Origin of the sequence: Coraliomargarita algicola, assembly GCF_033878955.1 — a bacterium.
Taxonomy (GTDB): domain Bacteria; phylum Verrucomicrobiota; class Verrucomicrobiia; order Opitutales; family Coraliomargaritaceae; genus Thalassobacterium; species Thalassobacterium algicola.
This window is the reverse complement of sequence record NZ_CP138858.1, coordinates 4,707,039-4,726,920: the sequence shown is the minus strand read 5'-3', so window position 1 is coordinate 4,726,920 and position 19,882 is coordinate 4,707,039. Positions and strand designations below refer to the sequence as shown.

General features: G+C 49.7%; 13 protein-coding genes. 2 read left to right on the top strand and 11 right to left on the bottom strand.

What is annotated here, in order from left to right; genetic code table 11:
• Positions 1 to 25 precede the first annotated feature (25 nt).
• Both SH580_RS19410 and SH580_RS19405 read left to right on the top strand, forming a co-directional pair.
• Positions 26 to 421, top strand: coding sequence for a CidA/LrgA family protein (locus SH580_RS19410; RefSeq protein ID WP_319832468.1), 396 nt, complete (start codon positions 26 to 28; stop codon positions 419 to 421).
• A complete protein-coding gene (locus tag SH580_RS19405) occupies positions 414 to 1,097 on the top strand; it encodes an LrgB family protein (protein ID WP_319832467.1) in 684 nt (227 codons plus the stop codon). Before SH580_RS19410 ends, SH580_RS19405 begins: the two co-directional genes overlap by 8 nt.
• Here the strand turns inward: SH580_RS19405 and SH580_RS19400 are convergent.
• From SH580_RS19400 to SH580_RS19350, 11 genes are all read right to left on the bottom strand, one after another.
• On the bottom strand, positions 1,092 to 1,559 hold the full coding sequence (locus SH580_RS19400; RefSeq protein WP_319832466.1) for a low molecular weight protein-tyrosine-phosphatase: 468 nt from the start codon (positions 1,557 to 1,559) through the stop codon (positions 1,092 to 1,094). The two genes, SH580_RS19405 and SH580_RS19400, sit on opposite strands and share 6 nt — an antisense overlap.
• A 177-nt stretch (positions 1,560 to 1,736) precedes the next feature.
• A complete protein-coding gene (locus tag SH580_RS19395) occupies positions 1,737 to 3,134 on the bottom strand; it encodes an acetylxylan esterase (protein WP_319832465.1) in 1,398 nt (465 codons plus the stop codon).
• Between the two features lie 55 nt (positions 3,135 to 3,189).
• Positions 3,190 to 3,837, bottom strand: coding sequence for a sugar-binding protein (locus tag SH580_RS19390; protein WP_319835026.1), 648 nt, complete (start codon positions 3,835 to 3,837; stop codon positions 3,190 to 3,192).
• A gap of 1,859 nt (positions 3,838 to 5,696) precedes the next feature.
• A complete protein-coding gene (locus SH580_RS19385) occupies positions 5,697 to 7,277 on the bottom strand; it encodes a carbohydrate binding domain-containing protein (RefSeq protein WP_319832464.1) in 1,581 nt (526 codons plus the stop codon).
• A 54-nt stretch (positions 7,278 to 7,331) separates the two neighbouring features.
• Positions 7,332 to 8,699, bottom strand: coding sequence for an alpha-L-fucosidase (locus SH580_RS19380; RefSeq protein ID WP_319832463.1), 1,368 nt, complete (start codon positions 8,697 to 8,699; stop codon positions 7,332 to 7,334).
• Positions 8,700 to 8,899: 200 nt separating this feature from the next.
• Complete coding sequence (locus SH580_RS19375; RefSeq protein ID WP_319832462.1) at positions 8,900 to 9,835, bottom strand: DUF4886 domain-containing protein; 936 nt, start codon at positions 9,833 to 9,835, stop codon at positions 8,900 to 8,902.
• 42 nt (positions 9,836 to 9,877) lie between these two features.
• Complete coding sequence (locus tag SH580_RS19370; protein WP_319832461.1) at positions 9,878 to 11,257, bottom strand: SGNH/GDSL hydrolase family protein; 1,380 nt, start codon at positions 11,255 to 11,257, stop codon at positions 9,878 to 9,880.
• Positions 11,258 to 11,284: 27 nt separating this feature from the next.
• On the bottom strand, positions 11,285 to 16,213 hold the full coding sequence (locus SH580_RS19365; protein WP_319832460.1) for a sugar-binding domain-containing protein: 4,929 nt from the start codon (positions 16,211 to 16,213) through the stop codon (positions 11,285 to 11,287).
• 208 nt (positions 16,214 to 16,421) lie between these two features.
• Positions 16,422 to 17,123, bottom strand: coding sequence for a prepilin-type N-terminal cleavage/methylation domain-containing protein (locus tag SH580_RS19360; RefSeq protein WP_319832459.1), 702 nt, complete (start codon positions 17,121 to 17,123; stop codon positions 16,422 to 16,424).
• A gap of 45 nt (positions 17,124 to 17,168) precedes the next feature.
• A complete protein-coding gene (locus tag SH580_RS19355) occupies positions 17,169 to 18,134 on the bottom strand; it encodes a PEP-CTERM sorting domain-containing protein (protein WP_319832458.1) in 966 nt (321 codons plus the stop codon).
• A gap of 220 nt (positions 18,135 to 18,354) precedes the next feature.
• The gene (locus SH580_RS19350; RefSeq protein ID WP_319832457.1) at positions 18,355 to 19,866 is read right to left on the bottom strand and encodes a GH39 family glycosyl hydrolase; all 1,512 of its coding nucleotides are present in this window, start codon (positions 19,864 to 19,866) and stop codon (positions 18,355 to 18,357) included.
• Positions 19,867 to 19,882 lie beyond the last annotated feature (16 nt).

Here is a 19,882-nt window from a genome sequence, read left to right as displayed (position 1 = left end):
TGTTATAATCGCTAGATCAATGAAGATGATAGAAACAGTTTCCGCAGCCACACATCAGAGTGTCTCCATCCAGCAGCGCGGGATACAGGTGATCGCCCTAGCCCTATTCTGTTGGCTTGCACAGCAATTCACGGCGAAACTAAACTGGCCCATACCAGGAAGCTTAGTTGGGCTATTATTACTTTGGTTTTTATTGAACCGTCGCATGTTACCCGCGACTTGGGTCGAGCATGGTGCCAATGATTTACTCCAGCACTTGATGCTTTTTTTCGTGCCTGCCATGCTGGCCTTAGTCAATCGCCCGGACTTGTTCAGCATGCTCGGCGTCAAACTACTCATAGTAGTCTTTATAAGCACGCTCGCAGTCATGTGCGGAACCGCTTGTGTGGTGGAAATTGGATTTCGTTTACGTAATGATTGAAATCATTCAAGGCAGCTTCTGGTGCGCCTGCACACTCACGATCTATCTAAGCTCGCAAAAATTACATCGTACATACGGGCGCTGGTGGAGTTCACCGATGCTAGTGACTTGGGCAGGCTGCGGCATACTAATCCTCGCCCTACATGCCAATTATCGGGAATATTTGCTTGGCACCAATTGGATGATTTGGCTGCTAGGCCCCGCAACGGTCGCATTTGCGATTCCGATCTATCGGCAACAAGCCTTAATCCAAAAGCATTGGTTACTCCTGTGTATAGGCGTTGCAGTCGGCAGTCTTCTTGCATTTGCCACTTGCTGGGGGCTCGCCGCATTTTTTCACTTTTCCCCGGAAATCCGAGCAAGTCTACTGCCTCGCTCGGTCACGACCCCCTTGGCCATGGAAGCATCCTCTCGAATCGGCGGCGTACCGGAATTAACTGCAATCTTCACAGCAATCACGGGATTATTTGGAGCTGCCATTGGAGAAAGCTTACTCTGTTTCTTACCGATCCGCTCCAGCTTCGCTCGCGGCGCCCTCTTCGGCATGGGAGCCCATGGAGCCGGCGTCGCCAAAGCCCGCGAAATAGGACAGGAAGAAGGCGTCGTCGCCAGCCTGATCATGATTCTCGCAGGCTTGCTAAATGTGTTGCTTGCCGGATTGATCTCTAGCCTATAGAGCGGAAAGCTCCTTTAGCAGATTTCGACAACCATCCTCAATCAGATCCATGACATGATCGAAGCCTCGATCACCACCATAATATGGGTCGGGCACTTCACGTTCATCATGCTCCGTGCAATATTCACAAAAGAGCTTAATCTTATCCCCATACTGCCCGCGCCGGTCCAAGTAACGTGCACCGTCGAAATTGTCCTGATCCATCGCTAGAATTAGATCATAATATTCAAGATCCTCAGCTTCCAGTTGCCGGGATCGCCCGATGACTGGAATCCCCCGTTCACGCATAACCTGTTGCATACGTGAATCAGGCGGAGCGCCCACATGAAAACCGGTGGTACCGGCGGATTCAATTTCGAAATGATCTGTTAGGCCAGCCTCGTCCACCAAATGCTGCAAGACACAATGCCCTGCTGGTGAACGACAAATATTGCCCATACATAAAAATAAGATGCGATGCATAAGTAGAAACCTAAACAGTAGAATGAGAACACGGACACAGTGAAGGCTAATATTTTATAAAATAATTTGCGTTGCGACGCTCCGCAACTGCAGCGAAGAGGCGAAGCGCCCCCAAGCAATCCGCTCAAGCTGCCGCTGGGCCCACGGTAAACATAGGTTTTGCGTCTCCGAGTAAGGCTATTCCACGCTGATCGAAGGCTGCTTGCGATCTCCGATGTATAAGGCCAAGTCCTGTTCCTGATCGGCTTTATAATTGCCACGCGTATGCCCGCCCTGCGGAGCAAACTGAATTGATTTATTCTCAGTCGGAATATTATTGTAGGCGGCAAAGACCCCCGTTGGCGGGCAAACTCCATCCCAACCTCCTGTGCGTAAGACCGCTTGGGCGCGAATACGACAGGCAAAATTAGCCGCATCAAAATATCCGAGGTGCACAATGTCTTCGACACCTACAGTCTGCTCCTGGCTCGGGCTTGCCAGTGTCAATCGATAAGTCCCGTCCTCATGCCCCTCATAGGGCCGCGGCCAACCGGGAGCATGCCCCACCACGGGGCCACCAAAATCACACATGGCAGGCACGTCTGCATATATAAAGCTCACGTCAGTATCCAGCCCTGCCGCGATGAGCGCTTGTGCACCTCCCTGGCTTCCGCCGGATACGATGACATTCTGTCCATCCCACTCAGGTAAGGTCTTCATAAATTCCAAGGCCCGCATCAAACGAAGGATCACGCCCTTCATATAGTAGCGGTCGGGATCATCAATATTTTGATATGGATAGTCTTTCAACGCTCCCTCTCTCAGTGCGGTATAGAATTCCTGCGGCTGATCGTTGGGAAGGCCATGCGCATTTAAATTCATAAAAATGACAGGCCCCTTCACCGAGGACTCTTTAGGCACAGGTGGTTGCCAAGCCAAATTCGTCTTTGGCAAATGCACCCCCGCCCCATGCACATGGACAAAAATCGGCAGTGACTTCGCTTGCGCATTGGCTGGTATTTTGAGTGTGGCATTGACGGGACGAAATCCGCTGCCCACGGGAACTTCGACATACTCGATCTGAAAACTCGCGTGCACATCCGGCACAAGTGTTCGCTTGGCCAGCAGCGGGATTGCTTGCAACTTCGCTTTCTCCTGAGCCCAAAAAGCATCAAAATCATCAGGTTCTGCCAAGCCCGGCTTCATCTCCAGTGGATCGACCACCGCGCCCGAATACCCGAGCGCTTGCTGCCTGCGACCGCCGACCTCGTGATAGAGCGGTTTACCTTCGGCACTGATCCCGACCACAGTCAGCTGACACCATCCAGGCGCCTCCAACTGAGTCGTGTATTCCACCAGATCCGCGGTGAAAAAATCCTCGCGAGCCACTTCCTTGCGATTGTGATAGAGAATACAGCGGAAGCCTTTATCCGTAATCGCTTCGCCATCTTCCAACATGCGCACTTTAAAAACGATGGGCTCCCCGGCCTGATAAATACCATCCGCATGACTCTGATAGATTTCGAAGCGGTAAGTTTGCGCAGAGACGATCTGAGCCAATAGGCAAAGAATTAGGCTGTAGAGATAGTTCTTCATACTTCTAAAAGGACCTCCATTGTTTCGTTGAATCGCGAATCAGACTCGTGACCATCTACTCAGCAAGCATCATGATCGGCCAAAGTTGTGGGTTCTCATTCACATGCGCCCCCTCTTCCGTGGCGAGACTCAAGCCCTTGTTACCAAAAGTGCCGTCATCCATCCGATCGTGCAGATACATACCAAAGCCCACTTGAGAACCAGCCTCCAGCTTCATCGGTAGAATATACTTACGAGCGAAAGTGATCGTATAAGCATAACGTGTCTCCGAAATACGTGTGAACTCTGCCTCGATACCACGTGCGGCTTCTTCCTTGGTCGGGAATTCTGTGCCGCCGGCATACTCCAAGAATACTTCCCGGAAGCGGCAAACCAACGCAGGCCCGCTGTCTCCAGATGCATGACTCGCGCTGAAGTCGTAACGGTAGTCATCCAGATCCAGTCCTGCATTATTGACGCGTCCGTTGGCCGCGCAATCGAAGTAAACTTCCAAGCAACCGTCGAGTTGATACAAGTGCCCCTTTTGGGCGACGGACGAAGCCCAGAAAGGTTCATAATTCACGTTAAAAATATCGTCCTCCGCTTCAACGCGTAGATAGAAGTTCTCCTCGTCCCATGCGACTTGAAACTGCGCTTCGATATCACCCGGATGCCCGCCAGGGGTCTGCTTTTGCAAACTAACCGGACGATACAGATTGGTCATTTCAATAGCCGGAACCTGATCCCAATCGGGTGTGCCGTCGACCTTAGGTGCATACAAATAGTCCATGTCCCATTGCTGAGCCACAGGTTCTTGTCTGGGCTGTTTCAGCTGGTAGTCGAGCGTCCAATCGTAGATCTGTCCCGTTTGAGGAGCTTCGATACCAAGCAGTGCAGCACGCATCTTTTGCTTCCCTGCGATGTCAAACTTCAGCTCACCACCCGCATACTGAATACTGCCAACTTGTTGGCGGCTCGTCAGATTTTCAAACTCAGCAATGACTTCTCCAGTTAAGGTCGGCTCGAAGGTGATACGAACATTCGCCCCAGCACCAACGACATCAGCATTTTGCAAAGCCTCTGTTATCGCTTCAACATCGTCCCCCACCAAGTAGAGCGGTGCGGGTGTCAACTGGATATCAACCCAGCCATCTTCAGCGACTTTCAGAGTGCTGCTACGCCCCATCATGTCGACCAATTTTGGCAAGGCTCCATTAAACTTCACGCGCATGATCGGACCACGAATAAATCCACGCTCCACATCATCAACAGTGCACCAGACGGCCGCAACCGCGCCCGTCGTCGCATCTTCGAAGGTATAACCACGCACACCTTGCGCTGGGCGCACATCTCCTACAAATGTAGGCTCAGGCAACATATCTGTCAGCGACGAAATGCCGAAGAGAAAGCTATCGGGCGTCAGATTATAGTCGACGATCGTGCGCGTATCACTCTGCCAGGTATTAAAGTGCTCCAACTGCGGCCAATACTTCAGGCACATGATATACTGGCGCACCATCTTTGCCGTATGCAGAAACTCCTCCAAACCGACATCGTAAGAGGGCTGTCCGCCGTTATAGGAATAAGTCGGGCCGTCCCCCCAGCGGTTGGAAGAACCACCGCCCCCTTCATTGAGGTAAATCGGAGTGTCTTCTCCGTAGCCAAACTCAGCCATGCTATCGCGTAGCATTTGAATCGATTCATCCAAATCACCTGCTCCCAAGGTGCCATCGATCGCACCGTATGGGTGCACCGCGACAGCGTCCCAACGAACGGTATCGAGTGTCGAACGGAGGAAACCTTCGATGTCTTTCTTACCACGGGTTTGCCCATAACCAGAGGTGCCCCCGGAGGGTAAAACGATCGCATCGGGATTGCCCTTCTTAATACCACGATAAAAGGCGACCAACAGTTTCGCATATTCCTCATAATCATGATTCTTAAATAATGCTGGAATAGAAATCTCTTCTTCGGTGCCGAATGACCACACACGCACAAAGGGGCAGGCTCGCGCAGCGCGCTCACTCATTTCTTCTACTGCAGCAACCATCTCATCGGTATATTTTTCGACGAGATCAACGGGCTTGCCTCGGCTTTGCATACGCTTCCAGACTCTGAAATTGATCTGACGCATAAGCTGCACATCGGGGTGTAAGGTCTTAACCTGCTCAGAAGTCAAATGAGGGAAGTTCGACAAACTATGTGTATAATCCGTCAGATTATATTTGTCGCGAATCTCGTAAAGTAGCGGCTCCTGAATGGCGCCTGGACCATAACTGGTAGAGCCCGTAAAACCCATCCGCTGCATGAGTTGCACCCGCTCTTCAGCTCGGTTGATCCGCGCTGTCACGAGGGCCCCATAGAGATCTTTAGTCGCAAAATCATTGGACTTGGTCTGAATGATGCCGAAGCGATAGTAGTCGTCATAGGCATCCACTCCAGGTCCTTCATAATGAGCCCGTAAGACAAAGTTGCCCCGTTCCAGATCGAGTTCGTCGAAGGGTAAATCAATCACTTGTCCCCCTAGGCAATCATAGCTCTGGGTCCAGATCGGCTGATTAAAAAAGTCCTCCAGTGTCAGCGTCAATTGACCATGCGTAGCCGCATCGCCGCTGATTTTAAAACGCGCCTCAATCGGGTCTCCCGCCTCAACATTATTTTGGTAATGAGACGTTTTGAGGAGTCCCTCCAAAGGAGCCGAAACAAACTCGGTCGGCTCAGGCCCCGCTTCATATTGCAAGCCATCGAGCCAAATTCTGCCCCCTTCTCATTCGCACTGAGAATAAAGGAGATCGGCGTGCCATCAGATACAAATGAGAAAGAGAAACGCTGCCACTCTGTGCTCAATTCATTGCGCTCCGTCGCATAGACGGTCGCACGTGTAAATTGGCCGCCCGTCTTACTACTGAGAGGGGCTAAGAAGGCACTGGCTCCTTCGATTTCAGCCTTGGCGTAATAACTGACCGTATAGGTCTTCCCCTTGGCACTCGGCATAGAAAAGCTCCGCAAGGTTTGGCTCGCCCGTTGCACAGGATGAATCACCATGGCATTGGAACCAAAGAGCCCCGCATCTGGGTCCACCCCGTAACGCAGCAGATCCGAACGCTCGTAGCGAGCCCCCCCAAACCACCAACGCCAATAGCGCATTCCTTGTTCAAAGCTTGGATTCGGAAAGAGATTACGTGTCGGCGACTGTGGCAGATGCAAGGCATCCTGCGCCCAAAGATCATGCCCTTCCACCGCGGGAGGGGCATCGTCTGCAGGTGGAGCCACCTTTCCGAAATCAATGATAAACGAATCTTGCGGCTGCGAGCCATGAAACATAAAGCCCAAGTCAATACGCTTGTATTGATACACTTCGCGCAAGCGCCCACGCAGACCAGACTCTGAAATAATATCAAAGCCGTAGAATGGCTTGCTTGGCGCATAGCTCAATTCATGCACGGTTCCCTGCCAAACGACTAAGCGATCCTGCTCGTGCGCCTTTAACTCATCGATCGGCTTTGGCTCCATACTCGTGCCATTCACCTCAAGGCCATTTTCACGATAGTCACCTTCAATATCAAAATACATGACATAATTATTTAGCATCACCCCTGCCTCACGAAATGCCTCGACCTGCTCCGCACTGCAACCGATATCCCAACTGACTTCGACGCGGCTATCACCGAGTGACTTTAGGCTGTAGGAAAATTCAGCCTCCGTCCCATCCGGCAGCGGGTAACGATTACTGACACGAATGACTCCCGTATCAGGGTCAGCCTCCAAATTCGAAGTTTCAAAGAGTTTGGGCGCCATCATCGGCACATTCTCCCCATCCGCGTTTATATAGTTCGCCACGAAGATGCACTTCATGATCGGCGCTTCATTTACATATAAAGTGAACTCATTGTCCCGATCCGTTTGCTTCAGGTTCAGCTTGGTCTCCCGTGCCGCCACACGCTTATTGCCGTAGACCCAAGAAGCCGCCAAAGCAGGTCGATTCTCATCCTGCTTATCCAGGAATGTCTCTGTCCGCAGTTCTCCATCAACCCGCTCGCCTTGCTTAATTTCAAAGGGTGGCGCATAATCCGGACCGTTGAGGGCTCCAGGCTGAGCATCGGCCAGCGTAAGGCCGATGCTCAGCAATGAACAAAGGGCGACAGTCAATCGGAATGGAGTCATATAGAACAGTCTGATATAAATGGGGTAAGATTCAAAGCCACAGCGGGCGCGCGGCTACTCGATCACAATGACCGTAGTGCGTAAATCACGATGGTTTTTATGAAGATGGAAACTCAAAACCCCATCGACATACTCGTAAGGAATTGCCTCGCCGGTCTTCAATAGTTGAACCGACTTCGGTGCTTCCTTCAGGCACTTGATTTCAACGGGATAATCAAAAAGCCACCCGACGTGCGCATAAGTTTTATCGCCCTTGTGAGTAATGGGAACATTGGAATCTTCGGGCCAATTTCCCGGAGTGGTGCCAATGACTGATTCGCCACTGTGTGACATCCATTCTTTAAGCTGCTCCATACGCTTGAAAAAGGCATCAGGCAAACGCCCCTTGGCATCGGGCCCCACATTTGGCAGCCAATTGCCGCCCCATGCACGGGCTTTGGTAAACTCTTCGAGAAACCAGCCAATTGGCTTATATGTTTCGTGTTCCATATAGCCCCATGCGCCGTCGGAGAAGACGTGACAATACTCCCACCAACTGCCCTCCACCCGCTCACGCTCAGGAAATTTGCACTCTGGAGTATTGAAATCGCCGTAGCCATGGCCTCGCGGATTAATCAAAATACCGGGCTGGATCTCGCGAATTTCCTCGATCGTCATCGAGCCATCCGGCAAACGACCGTCAAACCACAACACATCGATCTGGCCATAGCGAGTCAGCAATTCGCGCACGTGTCCGTTGACGTGGGTACGATAGGCTTCCAGCAATTCTGGACTCCGCTCCGGCATTTTGTTGCCGGGATAAGGCTCATGATTCTTGTCCAAAGGCTTCTTAGAATCACGGCCGAAGTTCACGTAATCCTGATAAAAGCGCCAATCAGGCGGCGAATAGTAGAAACCGATTTTGACGTCATACTTACGCGCCGCAGCCACAAATTCACCCAGTAAATCGCGACCGTTCAAATAGTTTTTAGGACTGAAATCGCCATACTCGCTCGGCCACAGGCAAAAACCATCGTGATGCTTGGTGGTAATCACGACATAACGCACGCCGGCATCACGGGCCGCCGACAACCATTTCTCCGGGTCGTAATCCTCACAGGTAAACTTCTCCGCTTGCTCCCAATACTTCACTGGCGTCCGTTGGGCATGCGCCGCATAGATTCCATGCACTTCAGTATTCTTTTGCTGCGCGCCCGGCACGGTGTGGTAACATCCCCAAGACAGGTCGCCGATACCATCAACACTTGAAATCCCCCAGTGAATAAACATGCCTAAACAGGCTTCGGGAAACCACTGCGCATCCGGGTGGCTCGTGCGTTGGTAACTCGCCTTCTCATCGGCAAACGAGGTAATTTCATTAATTGCGTGTTGCGCTTCAACATCAGAAGCTGCGCTTTTCTCGCGTGTTGCGGTATCAGTCATGTGTTTGGGTGGGTTATTATATTAAAAATGACAATGGCTCAGCCATGACGACTAGCGAAGCCGTAGAGGTCTCAAAATTGGGTGTTTTACAGATTTAAACAAACAGTCAATTCGGCGTTGAATATATTCGATCCTGCATATCAAATACAATTCTAAAATGGATAAAGCGCCAAAGAATCGTCGACGCCCGCAGAGCTGTTTTACAGAGCGCTGACAGTTTCGTGCGCGACCTCTCGCAAGGAGACGGCTTGAGCTTCAGTTAATTGTTCGGGCTTGTAGCTCACCTCACGCGCATCAGCGTTAAAGAAGAATTCGTACCAAACGAGACCACCGAGGTATTCGCCATTTCGGTTCGCATGAAAGCCGTCATTGCCAACGCTCCAAGAACCATCCTTACTTTGACGCCAGGAAAAAATCGAGTGAAGGCTCTTGCTTTGATCGGGCAAGCCCTGCTTGTCTTCAGGATAGGACAGACTCTTAGTATCGATCCTTGTCGCTTGGTAATCCCAAAGAGGTCGTTTCTTCGCATTTTGAAACGCGGTCCCGACGGGGATAATGCGCAGGCCAAACTCTTCGCCGATCTGCCCGTAGGCGGCATGCAATTTCGCATACATCGCGTCTGGGCTTAAGTCCCATGCCTTCACCCGATAGCTATCAATGCTGTGTGCCCATGTCTCATGAATAACAATTTCTGCTTCAGGCGCATACTTTTGAATATAACGAATCAGGCGCTCTGCATAGGGATAGAAAGTTTCGATTTTATAGCTCTTCGAACTGACTTGCTGAATTGTAATATAATCCCACTTCTGATCCTCCAGCATCTCTCGTAACGTTGCCTGCTTCTTTTTACTCTTACCGTTAAAAATATAGCTATATTCCCTCCCTTGCGTCGCATCCATTTCATACGCTTCCGCAAGCGTGACATGTCTATCCAGCGGGCAGCCACCGATATAGGCATAAGCCACATCTGCGGCAAGATCCGGATTCGACTCAATGATCTGCGGCAGAAAACGCATCGAATTCGCGGTAAAGCTGTTCCCCACTCCCAATATTTGGATGCGATCTTCAGCGGCCAACAGCACGCCTGAACAAAGCGTAATGAACAGGATCAGAATGAATTTTGGGTATCTTTTCATAAATATTTCTTAGGTCAGTAAAGACAACGAACTTTGTAGGCCTTATTCAATACGTTTTAATTGATAGTGATGTGATTGCGGTTGAGCTGCGGCGCGCGCCTGCGAAATCAGGTTTTCCATCTCAGCGGCAATCAGTGCCTCGCGCGGCTTGCGCTCAAGATAACGCGTCAAGGACTTACGACGCCACAACTGGGGGCCTTCGGTAAACTCTTTGAGCTGTTCGATCTCAGCCGCTACATATTCACACGCAGCCTCTTCAGATACCGGCTGAAGCATATGCCCCAAATTCCAAAATTCAAATGTAGGAATTGAACGATACTCCAAAGCTTTAGTGTGCCAAAGCTGCATAAGCTTTAAGACTTCAGCCGCCTGCTTCGCCTGTGGTGTGTTTACTTCCAAAGCGAGATTGACGCCCGCAGACAACGCTTCCGCTTGAAAATCTCGCACTCGCTGCCCATCGATTGTGAGCACATACTCTCCCGGCTGCAGGCCACTCACGCGTAAGGTCTGGCGGTTTAACTCATTTTGAAAAGGCACCCATTCGAGCGCCGCTTGCTGCGCCTTGCCGACAGGAAAGGGAATGGCCTGCTCCAACACTGTAAACGAAACCGTAGCATCCTTGGCCACCAAGTCACCAACCGATGCATTGTCAGAAGCAATAAATTGAGTTTGCTCGACATCTACATGCACCCGAGAGACCAGTCCGGGCGCGTCCACTGCTTTCAGAAAAAGATACGCCATCACGAATTGCCCCACAGAATTAGGATGCACTCGGTCCCTTTTAATCAAACTAGCGGCTGGGTCCACCGCTTGCATACGTGCATTGATCTCATTCATCGGCCCATAAAAATCAATCAATGTCGCACCAGTCGACGCAGCAAGCTGCGTGACATAGGCCGCGCAGGCTCCAAGCGCACCATTCACCCCCGTTAAGACCTCCGTTTGGTGCTGCGCGGTCTCATCATAAATCGTAGGTGTCATCAAAATCAATCGCGCCCCATCTTCCCGCAGACGTTGCACGAGCTGATTCATAAAACTGCGATAGCCTTCCAGAATGTAAATGCGCTGATCCCGCACTTGAGGCGTGTCCGGCACATCGCCGTAGATTTCGCGCCGCACATCATTCATTCCAAACATAACGGAAGCCACGGTCGCGCCCTTCGGTTGGATGTCCCAATCGTAACGCTCCAGTGCTCCATGCGCATCATCGCCCGAGTTACCCGCATTGGCGACACTCAGTTCAAGCTCAGGGAATCGCGTCAAACAATAGAGATATACCCAGGTATGATATTCGCCGCCATGAGTGATACTATCACCCACCATCGTCCAGCGGTCCCCATCCTCAAAGGGAACTCGCGCCATCGAGCGAGTCGACAACCCGACAAGACAAAGTACAGCTAAGAGATACAGCAGGGAGGTCATAAACACAAAAATAGTTAATTTATAATGTTACCAACGATAATAACGATAAGGCTCATCACCATAAACAAAATCGCTACGATAATCTGGATGATAAAACTGATGATCGACCACACGCTCTTTATAGCTGGCGGGAACGAGATACATATCTTCAGGATGCCCCGTAAAGCCCCCGCCGCCCATATGGTCAAAGACGCGCACAGAGATAACTGAAGTGCCGGCTTCAACTAAACTTCCAGGAATCGTGTAGATCCGTTTTGCCGACCAAAACTGCGGTGAATTAACATCCATCTCCCCGACCTTGATTCCATTAAAGTAGGTCTGGTCAAAGTCATCAATTGAACCGAGGCTCAGACATAAATCTTGCCCACTCCACTCCTGAGGAATCGTAATTTCTTTGCGAAACACAACTTCTCCGTCGACCTCCCAATCATGACCATAATACTCAAATTCTCCAGGAAGTGAAACGGTCTTAAAATCTCTTTCATCCACATGTGTGGCTATTAGTGAACGAGCAGTATCGCTAATTCCGGGGTCGGTATAGGCCACCGTACCATTAGGCTCGAGTGGCGTCACTAGCTGTGCTTTCCACTTACTAGCCAAATTGATTTTACGGCGACTGTCCTCTAAAGGCATGGCATCGAAAAATTGATCGTCCGTAACAAACGATGCTCCCAGATTAGCCAATAGTTGCGAGATGGCTCGCGTTTGCCTCCAACGCGTATAGCGCATATAGCTCAACTGATCTGCATTCAACAAAGCAGGCGTAATTTGAGAAAACACGATTTGTCCCTCTCCCAACTGCTTACGCCCAAGCAAACCATCCGCACCGACCTCACAGCCATCAGCAATCAAGTAAGCCAGTCCATCCGCACGTTTTCGAATGTCCGACTGACTCAGACCACGGCAAATATCCCAGTCGGGAACATTTAACGAACCGTGAAATGCATCCTCGCGCACGAGTGTCACTCCAAAGTTTGTAGCTCCCTCACTCTGCTGCCCGAGGACAAACACATGCCCTCCATTTGCAGCATAATCATACACAGTATCTTTAGAGATATCTGCGTCCGCCGAAAGAATGAGCAATCCATCCTCTGGCAGCGTCTGAGACGTTCCGACTCGGAACTGAACTCCAGCTAAGCGCAGCGAACTCCCATCCTCTGCATTCCCGATAAAGACGGTCTCTCTTTTCGGAGTCACCTTCGCTGCCATCACATTTTTCAACAGCTGCGCCAAAATGTGTTCTGCGGCAGGTTCCACCGCAAGATGATCTTCAAAGTCCAGCCCACAATAGACAAGCAAGCCCGCCCCATAGCTCAACTCCATTAAGGGCGAATACGCCAAATCAAACTCACACTCCAGCAAAGGAGTCCAGCCACCAAAATGTGGCTTTTCGATCGCACAACTACTCACCACGCCTCGATTTCCCCAACGCCAGCCAAATTTGGGTGCAGTCGTCAGTTCCTTAATATTATCGATCTTCGGATCGACTGCTGGTAACAACTGACTGCTACCACGCCAATCGCGTAAGAGCTCTGGGTCGAGCGACGCCCATTCAGATGCCGATTCAAGTGGAAAAACCCTGCGCGAACTATATAGCGAGCTTCTCCAGCCGAGTGACTGCTCTAACCACTGTGGTGTCTGTGACATCACGATCGCCTTTCCGCCAGATTTCAAATGCTGCTGTAGTCGCGGCATAACTGATTCGACTTGTTCCAATGTTTGACGCCCCACCACTACGAGTCCTACCTCGTTCTGCCACGGCTTCACTTGCCAGCCAAGATCGATCAATGATTGCTTCAACTGTGGAGTTATAGATTCAACATAAAGCGTCGCCGATTCTGATACGGCCACGGGCGCTTGATGAGGAATCACAGTAAAAGCAAACTGGTCCTCGTGCAACACCTGCCCAATCGTCGCTTCAAGCACAATATCACCTTCAGTTTGAATGGAAAAATCATCATCCAAAGCAAATACCAACGGATCCAGTAAGGTTTGTCCGGGTGCTAAAGAACCATTCTTTGTTACCTCCTGCATCAAACGATTCCTATAATACACTTTCGCTCGCCATTCATAGTTTTGTTGACGACGCGTATCATTCAACAAAGCGACCTGCTTCGTCACAGTCTCGCTCGGGCTAAAGAGGTGCACCTTATCTGTGAAATGCTCGGTACCGCCCGCAATCCACACCAAGGTCTCATGATTATTTTCTACAATTTCTCTGGCAATTAAATCGCGTGGCTTCGAATCGATTTGGTCTAGCCGAACATTTCGTTTGGCTAAGGAATCCGAATAAGTGCCTCTGCGCCCGGGTTGCCACTCGACCTGTGGAGGAGTCATCTCAAAATTCGAACGCCAACCAGTGCCATCAGGCTGACACTGCCAAGTCTCAAAAGTCTTGGAGAGCGAGAGCCCCCAAGGCAGCATACCACCACTGATTCCAGCCGTGCGCCAGCTTCTAAAGGTGTTACGAGCAAAGAGCTCACCCACCTCATTCGTCGTGTCATAGCCCCATAATTTAAAGTGAGTGCTAATATACTTTTCATCCTCCAAGAAACTGGTCTGAATCCAGTCTCTATAGGCTTCATTCTCGAGCTCATAGGCACGTGTCCCCAAGTAAGCACTGGTAAATTCCGTTGCCAGCACCTCAGAGGTTTCTCCAACCTGAATTCCTTTTCGCCCACGTTGATAAGTCGCATAAATCGGTATTCCAAATTCGACCATCATTAGCGGCATATCCCCATGCTCGGCCCATTGGCTCAGCCACTCCTCCCGCTCCTGAAGCGGAATCAAACAGAGATAATTATTCAGCGTATAGACATCTCCAACAAAACTTCCAGCATGCGAATAAACCAGACGTGTCGGGTCTATTTCTTTAATCGCTTTGACCGCATTGAAACCGCTACGTTTAGCCTGAACCCACTGTGGAAAAGTTGACTTAAACTCACTCCATTGCCCTAAGATTGCTGGGTTCTGATCCTGTCCAATACCAAAACGATTAAACCCGAAGTTCCACATAACGATCGAGGGCTCATTCATAAGTCCTTGAAAGCGACGCTCCACCTGGGATTTCCAATAACTAATCATTTCTGGATTCGTCAGTTGTTCACTGACAATTGTCCCTTCATCTGTTGTGCGTGCAGAAACAAGCATACCATATCGATTCGCCATCTCCACCCAAAGGTAATCATAATCTTCAGTGCCGCGTTGAGAGATGTCCGCACAGGATAACTCAATAAAATTGAAGCCCAACTCTTTGTAGCTCTTCACCCAATGCTCAATTGCTTCGAGATTCCCGCCAACATTTCGATAGCGGTACGGGCGCAAATTAATTTGGCTACCATTTAAATAAAAATTGCGCCCTTCGACCCAAAATTCACGAAATCCAAATTGAACCCTACGTTCATCTCTAGCCCCCGACTCGGTCTTTACAGTTAAATACAAATCATAAAGGTGCGGCTGATCAATATCCCAAAGTTTGGCATCATCCCAATCCCACTTCGCATTCACTTCACCAGCGGATCCGACCACTGACTTCACCTGAAAAGTCTTCTCCAAGGCACCCGAATCGTTGATCATAGATGCGCGTATTTCGACTGTTTCACCCGCAGCTTTCTCAAGTGAAAATTCGATCTGAATACTCTCCTCACGGGTTGATGTCTGAACAACCACATCCTCGATCTGCAGATCCTTAGGCATGGAGTGCAAGAGCACATCTCCAACAATTCCCTTGTAGCGCAAGGACGCCTTTTGCTTGGTCACCTGCTCTGCTTCAGGTCCCATATACCGTATAATTTCCTCATCCAAGACATTCGCTTGCACCAACACCTCAAGACTCTGCACTTTCCCTGCTTCACAGAAATCGGTGATATCAACTAAGCCACCAGGAAACTTAACAGATCCCACGCGAACCCCATCAATAAAGACAACCCCATCCGTAGAAAGGCGTTTGAAATCCAACACAATTTGACGTCCATCCCAGTCCTGAGGGATCTGAATGCTCCGTTGATACCAGGCACTATCCCATCCCGCGCGTGAGACACGCTTCCAACTCTCAGCACTTTTAACGATGCTCGGCACAAAGCCCCATGCTTTCCAAGATCCAGGAACAGCCATCAAACCCCAATCCTCAGCGCCCTCAGCAAGCTCTGCCGGGGCAAATCGCCACTGGCCATTGAGGCAGATTGTCGCCCGCACACTAGATTCTTGTTCAACAGGCTCTTGTCCCCACCGGAAGCGCTCATCTGGTAAGATACCTCCGAGTGCAGGCACCTTCATCGCATGATCATCACCATGCTTGAGAACTTCCACGCCTGAATCAGTCTCGTTAAGTTTTTCAACGACCAAGCCCTGAAAGTCAGCACTTCCAACACAATTAAATAAAGCAAAAGCAATATTAGCAGTCTTGGCATTTTGTGGAATATCAATCACACGGCTATACTGCTTCCATTCGGGTGCTGCCTCCTTCCAGATAAACGGATGTGCGTACTGAATCACCTTTCCATCCGCATCATGAAAGGCGAAGTGGAGTTTACAGTCATGCCAATTTTCGGCCTTCCCAGGTATCAGAGAATTAATTCTCGCACGAAGCGACACCTTCAACTGCTTCCACTCTGGGTCGACTTGAATAGTTTGAGAACAGACAACCGCCTGCTGCTCACTGTCATTCGTCAAGGAAAGGTATTTCTGCCCCTCGGCCGACTCACGTATCACGCATGCATCATTCGCCTTCCAATAAGGAAAACGCTGCCCAGCGGTAACCGGCATATCAAAATTACTATTTTTGATTAAGTTTTCCTTCTGATACACATCTGTCGCTTCTCCATTCGCATGTGCAGACGGTGCAAGACTCAGTGCCAACATGCAGCAATAAGGCAGCAACTTAAGCTCCCAATTATCCTGGGCAACGCGCCAAGCACGCAGAAAAGCGAAAAATGAAATAAAGAAATTAGACATCATACTATAAATAAATCGATTACTGGTAACGGCTTTTTTAATTCGAAATCAACTGAAGTGGAAACAGTCGAGCGCCCTCTATTTGCCTCAACCACAGGAGCGTTGCGCCGTCCGGCTCAAGCAGACTACGCGAACAATACCGCAAGCCCACTCAGAGTTCAAAAACATTGATTCACAATCAAAGTATTCTGCTGGCATATCAGAAAACGAATTAAAGAGCATCCACCCAAGGCGGATTGTGCTGCGTTTCGTAGGAATTCGCAGGCATAGTAGTGGGATCAATCGCTTCAACATGAAAATCCCAGAATAACACATTGGCCATACCATCATGCCTGCCGTCTAAGCCACTGTTATTATAAGAGATCCAAGGTCCTAAGCCTCGTGTGCAGTATTCAGAATCCTCTGAGGGCTTCGCATCCCCAATAGCAATTAATTTTGCTGGTTCTTGTAGAGTTTGCAGTCGACTGTTTTTTCTCGGGGGAGGCACTAAAGTCGTCGGCGATTCATTGATCATCGTATTGATCGCATAATCCGAGTAGGAGCCCTGCTTCGTCAACAGCGAGCTCTCAGGACAGGCCCAAATTGATTTTGGACGAACATCGAGTTCATCGGGACGAGGATTCCAACCAATCAAATCTTCCTTTTCAAGATCCCCAACGTAAGGCCCCAAGGACTGCACCCATGTCACGTTCCCACCAGACGCATTATAGACAAGTTCAAAGCCATGATCTCCAGTGTAGAGGCCCAGAGCCGTGCCAATTTGCCTCAAATTACTCACACATTCTACATTGTGAGCACGGGCCCTCACTCCAGCAATCACTGGAATGAGGATCGCCATCAAAACCCCAATCACTGCAATCACAGCTAACAACTCAATCAACGTGAAAGCTCGTTTCATTTGAGAAAAAAGCATAGTGTAATGCAATTGATTAGAAAATGACGACGAGAAGCGCTACCATTACGAGCGCTTACGGCGTACAAACGCAAGAAATCCGACCGCACAGCCTAATAATAAGCTCATTGCAGAAGGCTCAGGAATGCTAGAAATGGAATAACCGATAACCTCACTTTTCGTAGGCTTATTTCCATCGCCACCATTAAAGTAGACCTGATTCCAATCAGAAATGGTATTACCTGAAGCGCTATTTTCAAGGTTCAGATCGAAATCCTCTAGTGTACCTCCCACAATGGTCCATTCACCAGCATCCGTCTCATTGCGATAATAAACGGTGCCACTACCACTGCCAGCATTCGCATCAGGATCAACCACCAGTCGCACTGTATAATAGTCGGTAATGTCTAAACCTGTAACCTGAACGGTTGAAGTGGCCCAAGGTGAATTATATGTCGGTATACCTGCCAAGGAGAAATATATACCATTACTAGGACTCTGAGAACCCACTCCTATAATCGGCGAATAACGATCCGTATTAATTTGATAGGATGCCAAAGAACTAACAGTTCCGTCGCCAGCTAATCCCATCTTAAGAGATTGCCATTCCCCCTTAAGGCTAAAGGTAAAATCAAAGGCGACGCTTCCCGTCGTCGACTCAAAGAAGCTATTATCGTAAGCCTTTATAGCACGACCAGAACTTTGAATTGCCTTGTCTCCATCATAAATCCCTCCCGAAGTCGTGACGACATCCCAAATGATCGGACTGCCACCATTGTTCGCATCCGTATACCATCCATCTTGATTAGACACGTCGCCTGGTGTTGTGCTGCCAGTCAGAGCTCCATTACTTAATGCATCAAAATCATATGATACAATTTCTGTTTCTGCATGAGCCAAGGTAGAAGTAACAGCCATAATAAACGCAGGTAAGGCATAGTGCCGGAGACTACCTTTAGCGGACATAGAATCCTTCACAGTGGACGGAAGAGAATTAACTACATTAACAGTATTTTGAGGTATATTATTCATTTGTTTAGACAATTAGTTGTGATCTTTACAGTTGAATTGGGTTGCAAATTCATACTGATCACAAAAGTAACCATTTCTAGCAGAGAAGCCCCCATCTAATTCAACGTCGTATGAAGCATCGGCAATATTCACATTATTTTTTGATAAAGCACAAGTACTAACTATCACTTTGAATCACAAAAAAATGGAGAATGGCATGCCAAATCTTCTAGCAATCAACTCAACTCATACCCGATAGCGCTTTTTGATCGGTAATGATCAGCGGATAGTCGGCCAGCGGAATGCCCTCCAGCATCCAGTCGTAGCATACGCCTTCTCCCTTACGGAATTCAGATAGATCAAAAACCTTGTTTTGCAACAAGTCGACGAGAACGGGCTGCTCAATTCGATGCTCGGTTTCATGCAGCATCTGAAACCAAAAGTCATTGCGCACGCTGGTCTCCAATTGAACGTCTTCGGGCAAATAATAGATATAAAACGGATAGCCACGACGCTCAAATGTGAGCACACGCATCGCGATCATCGGCAACTTGGATTCGCAACGCCCCATACGTGAGAGGCCCGAGCGCGTGACGAGTGGCCGCTGTTCCATTTCTGAATCGAACAAGGCGCACATGCCTTGTAGCGCCGAGTAGGACAACTTCGGCTCATAAGAGAGCCCCTTGATCACTCCCAGCTTCACACCACCGACCTGGGCGTTACCATTAGCTTGACGGTAAGCCTGCTCCATCAGGTCCGTAGCATGGAAGTATGAAATCATATCCATCTCCAAAGCCAGATCAGTCAGCACACGCCGCAGCAACCATTTAGCCTGCTTAGGCTCATCCATGTTAAACACGCGCATCCAGCCGGCATCCGCGTGCCCCAGATTCTCTGCGGGGCAACCGCACTCCCCTTGCCAGAGTTCAAGATGTGGGGCGCGCTTAGCAAAAGTAGCGCGTAGGTTCTTAACCGTCGATTCGTAGTGAATATTCTCCGGGCAGGCCGCGAAGGCCGCACGAATTTCATCGGAGGCGGGGTGTGAATGCACATCCTCCGGCACACTATGATAAGGATGGATCGAGACTGCATGCACGAGCTCCGCGACTCCGGCATCGAGGCAACCGTAGATGAATTTCTCATCTGGTGAGGCCGTGCAGGCGACGATCTTCGCATCGGGGATTTCCGGAATAATCGCCGCGCGCGAGACGCGGACCAACTCAGTGTAATCAACCGACGAAACGGGGTGCGGATGCCAGAAGCTGGGATGATTGGATTCATTCCAAATTTCATAAATCTCGACTCTGCCTTTGTAGTGCTTTGCGAGCGCAGCCACGTAGTTCTTCCACGCTTGGGTCGCCTCTTCCCCGAAATATAAGGGCACACAGCCGACAGCTGTTTTGTGGGGCGCATCCGGCATGTAAATCGGATTTCCGTAGCTGACATTAAACCAGGGCTGGATCCCGCGCTGCGATAGGCTATCCACCACCTCGTCCAGCCAAGTGAAATCATAGACGCCCTTTTCTTTTTCACAGCGTAACCAGCCAGTCTGCACGCGTGCCCACTTGATGCCGGATTGCTCCAGTAGGTCATAGCAAGCTTCAGGCTTAAACATTTCTCTATCCAAGGTTTCAAAGCCGAGGCCAATTCGAGACTGCCCGACTTGCGAAGAACTGCGATAGCTCACAGAGCCAGTTTCGGACAAGCCGCGAACGATTGATAAATCCCAATCCGTAATAGTTTTGTTTTTCATGCAAGTGCTTTTGAGT

Excerpts from the sequence above, each read along its gene's own strand:
- SH580_RS19400 (WP_319832466.1), bottom strand. The coding sequence starts at position 1,559 with ATGCATCGCATCTTATTTTTATGTATGGGCAATATTTGTCGTTCACCA.
- SH580_RS19375 (WP_319832462.1), bottom strand. The coding sequence starts at position 9,835 with ATGAAAAGATACCCAAAATTCATTCTGATCCTGTTCATTACGCTTTGT.
- SH580_RS19365 (WP_319832460.1), bottom strand. The coding sequence starts at position 16,213 with ATGATGTCTAATTTCTTTATTTCATTTTTCGCTTTTCTGCGTGCTTGG.
- SH580_RS19395 (WP_319832465.1), bottom strand. The coding sequence starts at position 3,134 with ATGAAGAACTATCTCTACAGCCTAATTCTTTGCCTATTGGCTCAGATC.
- SH580_RS19350 (WP_319832457.1), bottom strand. The coding sequence starts at position 19,866 with ATGAAAAACAAAACTATTACGGATTGGGATTTATCAATCGTTCGCGGC.
- SH580_RS19405 (WP_319832467.1), top strand. The coding sequence starts at position 414 with ATGATTGAAATCATTCAAGGCAGCTTCTGGTGCGCCTGCACACTCACG.
- SH580_RS19380 (WP_319832463.1), bottom strand. The coding sequence starts at position 8,699 with ATGACTGATACCGCAACACGCGAGAAAAGCGCAGCTTCTGATGTTGAA.
- SH580_RS19385 (WP_319832464.1), bottom strand. The coding sequence starts at position 7,277 with ATGACTCCATTCCGATTGACTGTCGCCCTTTGTTCATTGCTGAGCATC.
- SH580_RS19370 (WP_319832461.1), bottom strand. The coding sequence starts at position 11,257 with ATGACCTCCCTGCTGTATCTCTTAGCTGTACTTTGTCTTGTCGGGTTG.
- SH580_RS19410 (WP_319832468.1), top strand. The coding sequence starts at position 26 with ATGATAGAAACAGTTTCCGCAGCCACACATCAGAGTGTCTCCATCCAG.
- SH580_RS19390 (WP_319835026.1), bottom strand. The coding sequence starts at position 3,837 with ATGACCAATCTGTATCGTCCGGTTAGTTTGCAAAAGCAGACCCCTGGC.
- SH580_RS19355 (WP_319832458.1), bottom strand. The coding sequence starts at position 18,134 with ATGAATAATATACCTCAAAATACTGTTAATGTAGTTAATTCTCTTCCG.
- SH580_RS19360 (WP_319832459.1), bottom strand. The coding sequence starts at position 17,123 with ATGCTTTTTTCTCAAATGAAACGAGCTTTCACGTTGATTGAGTTGTTA.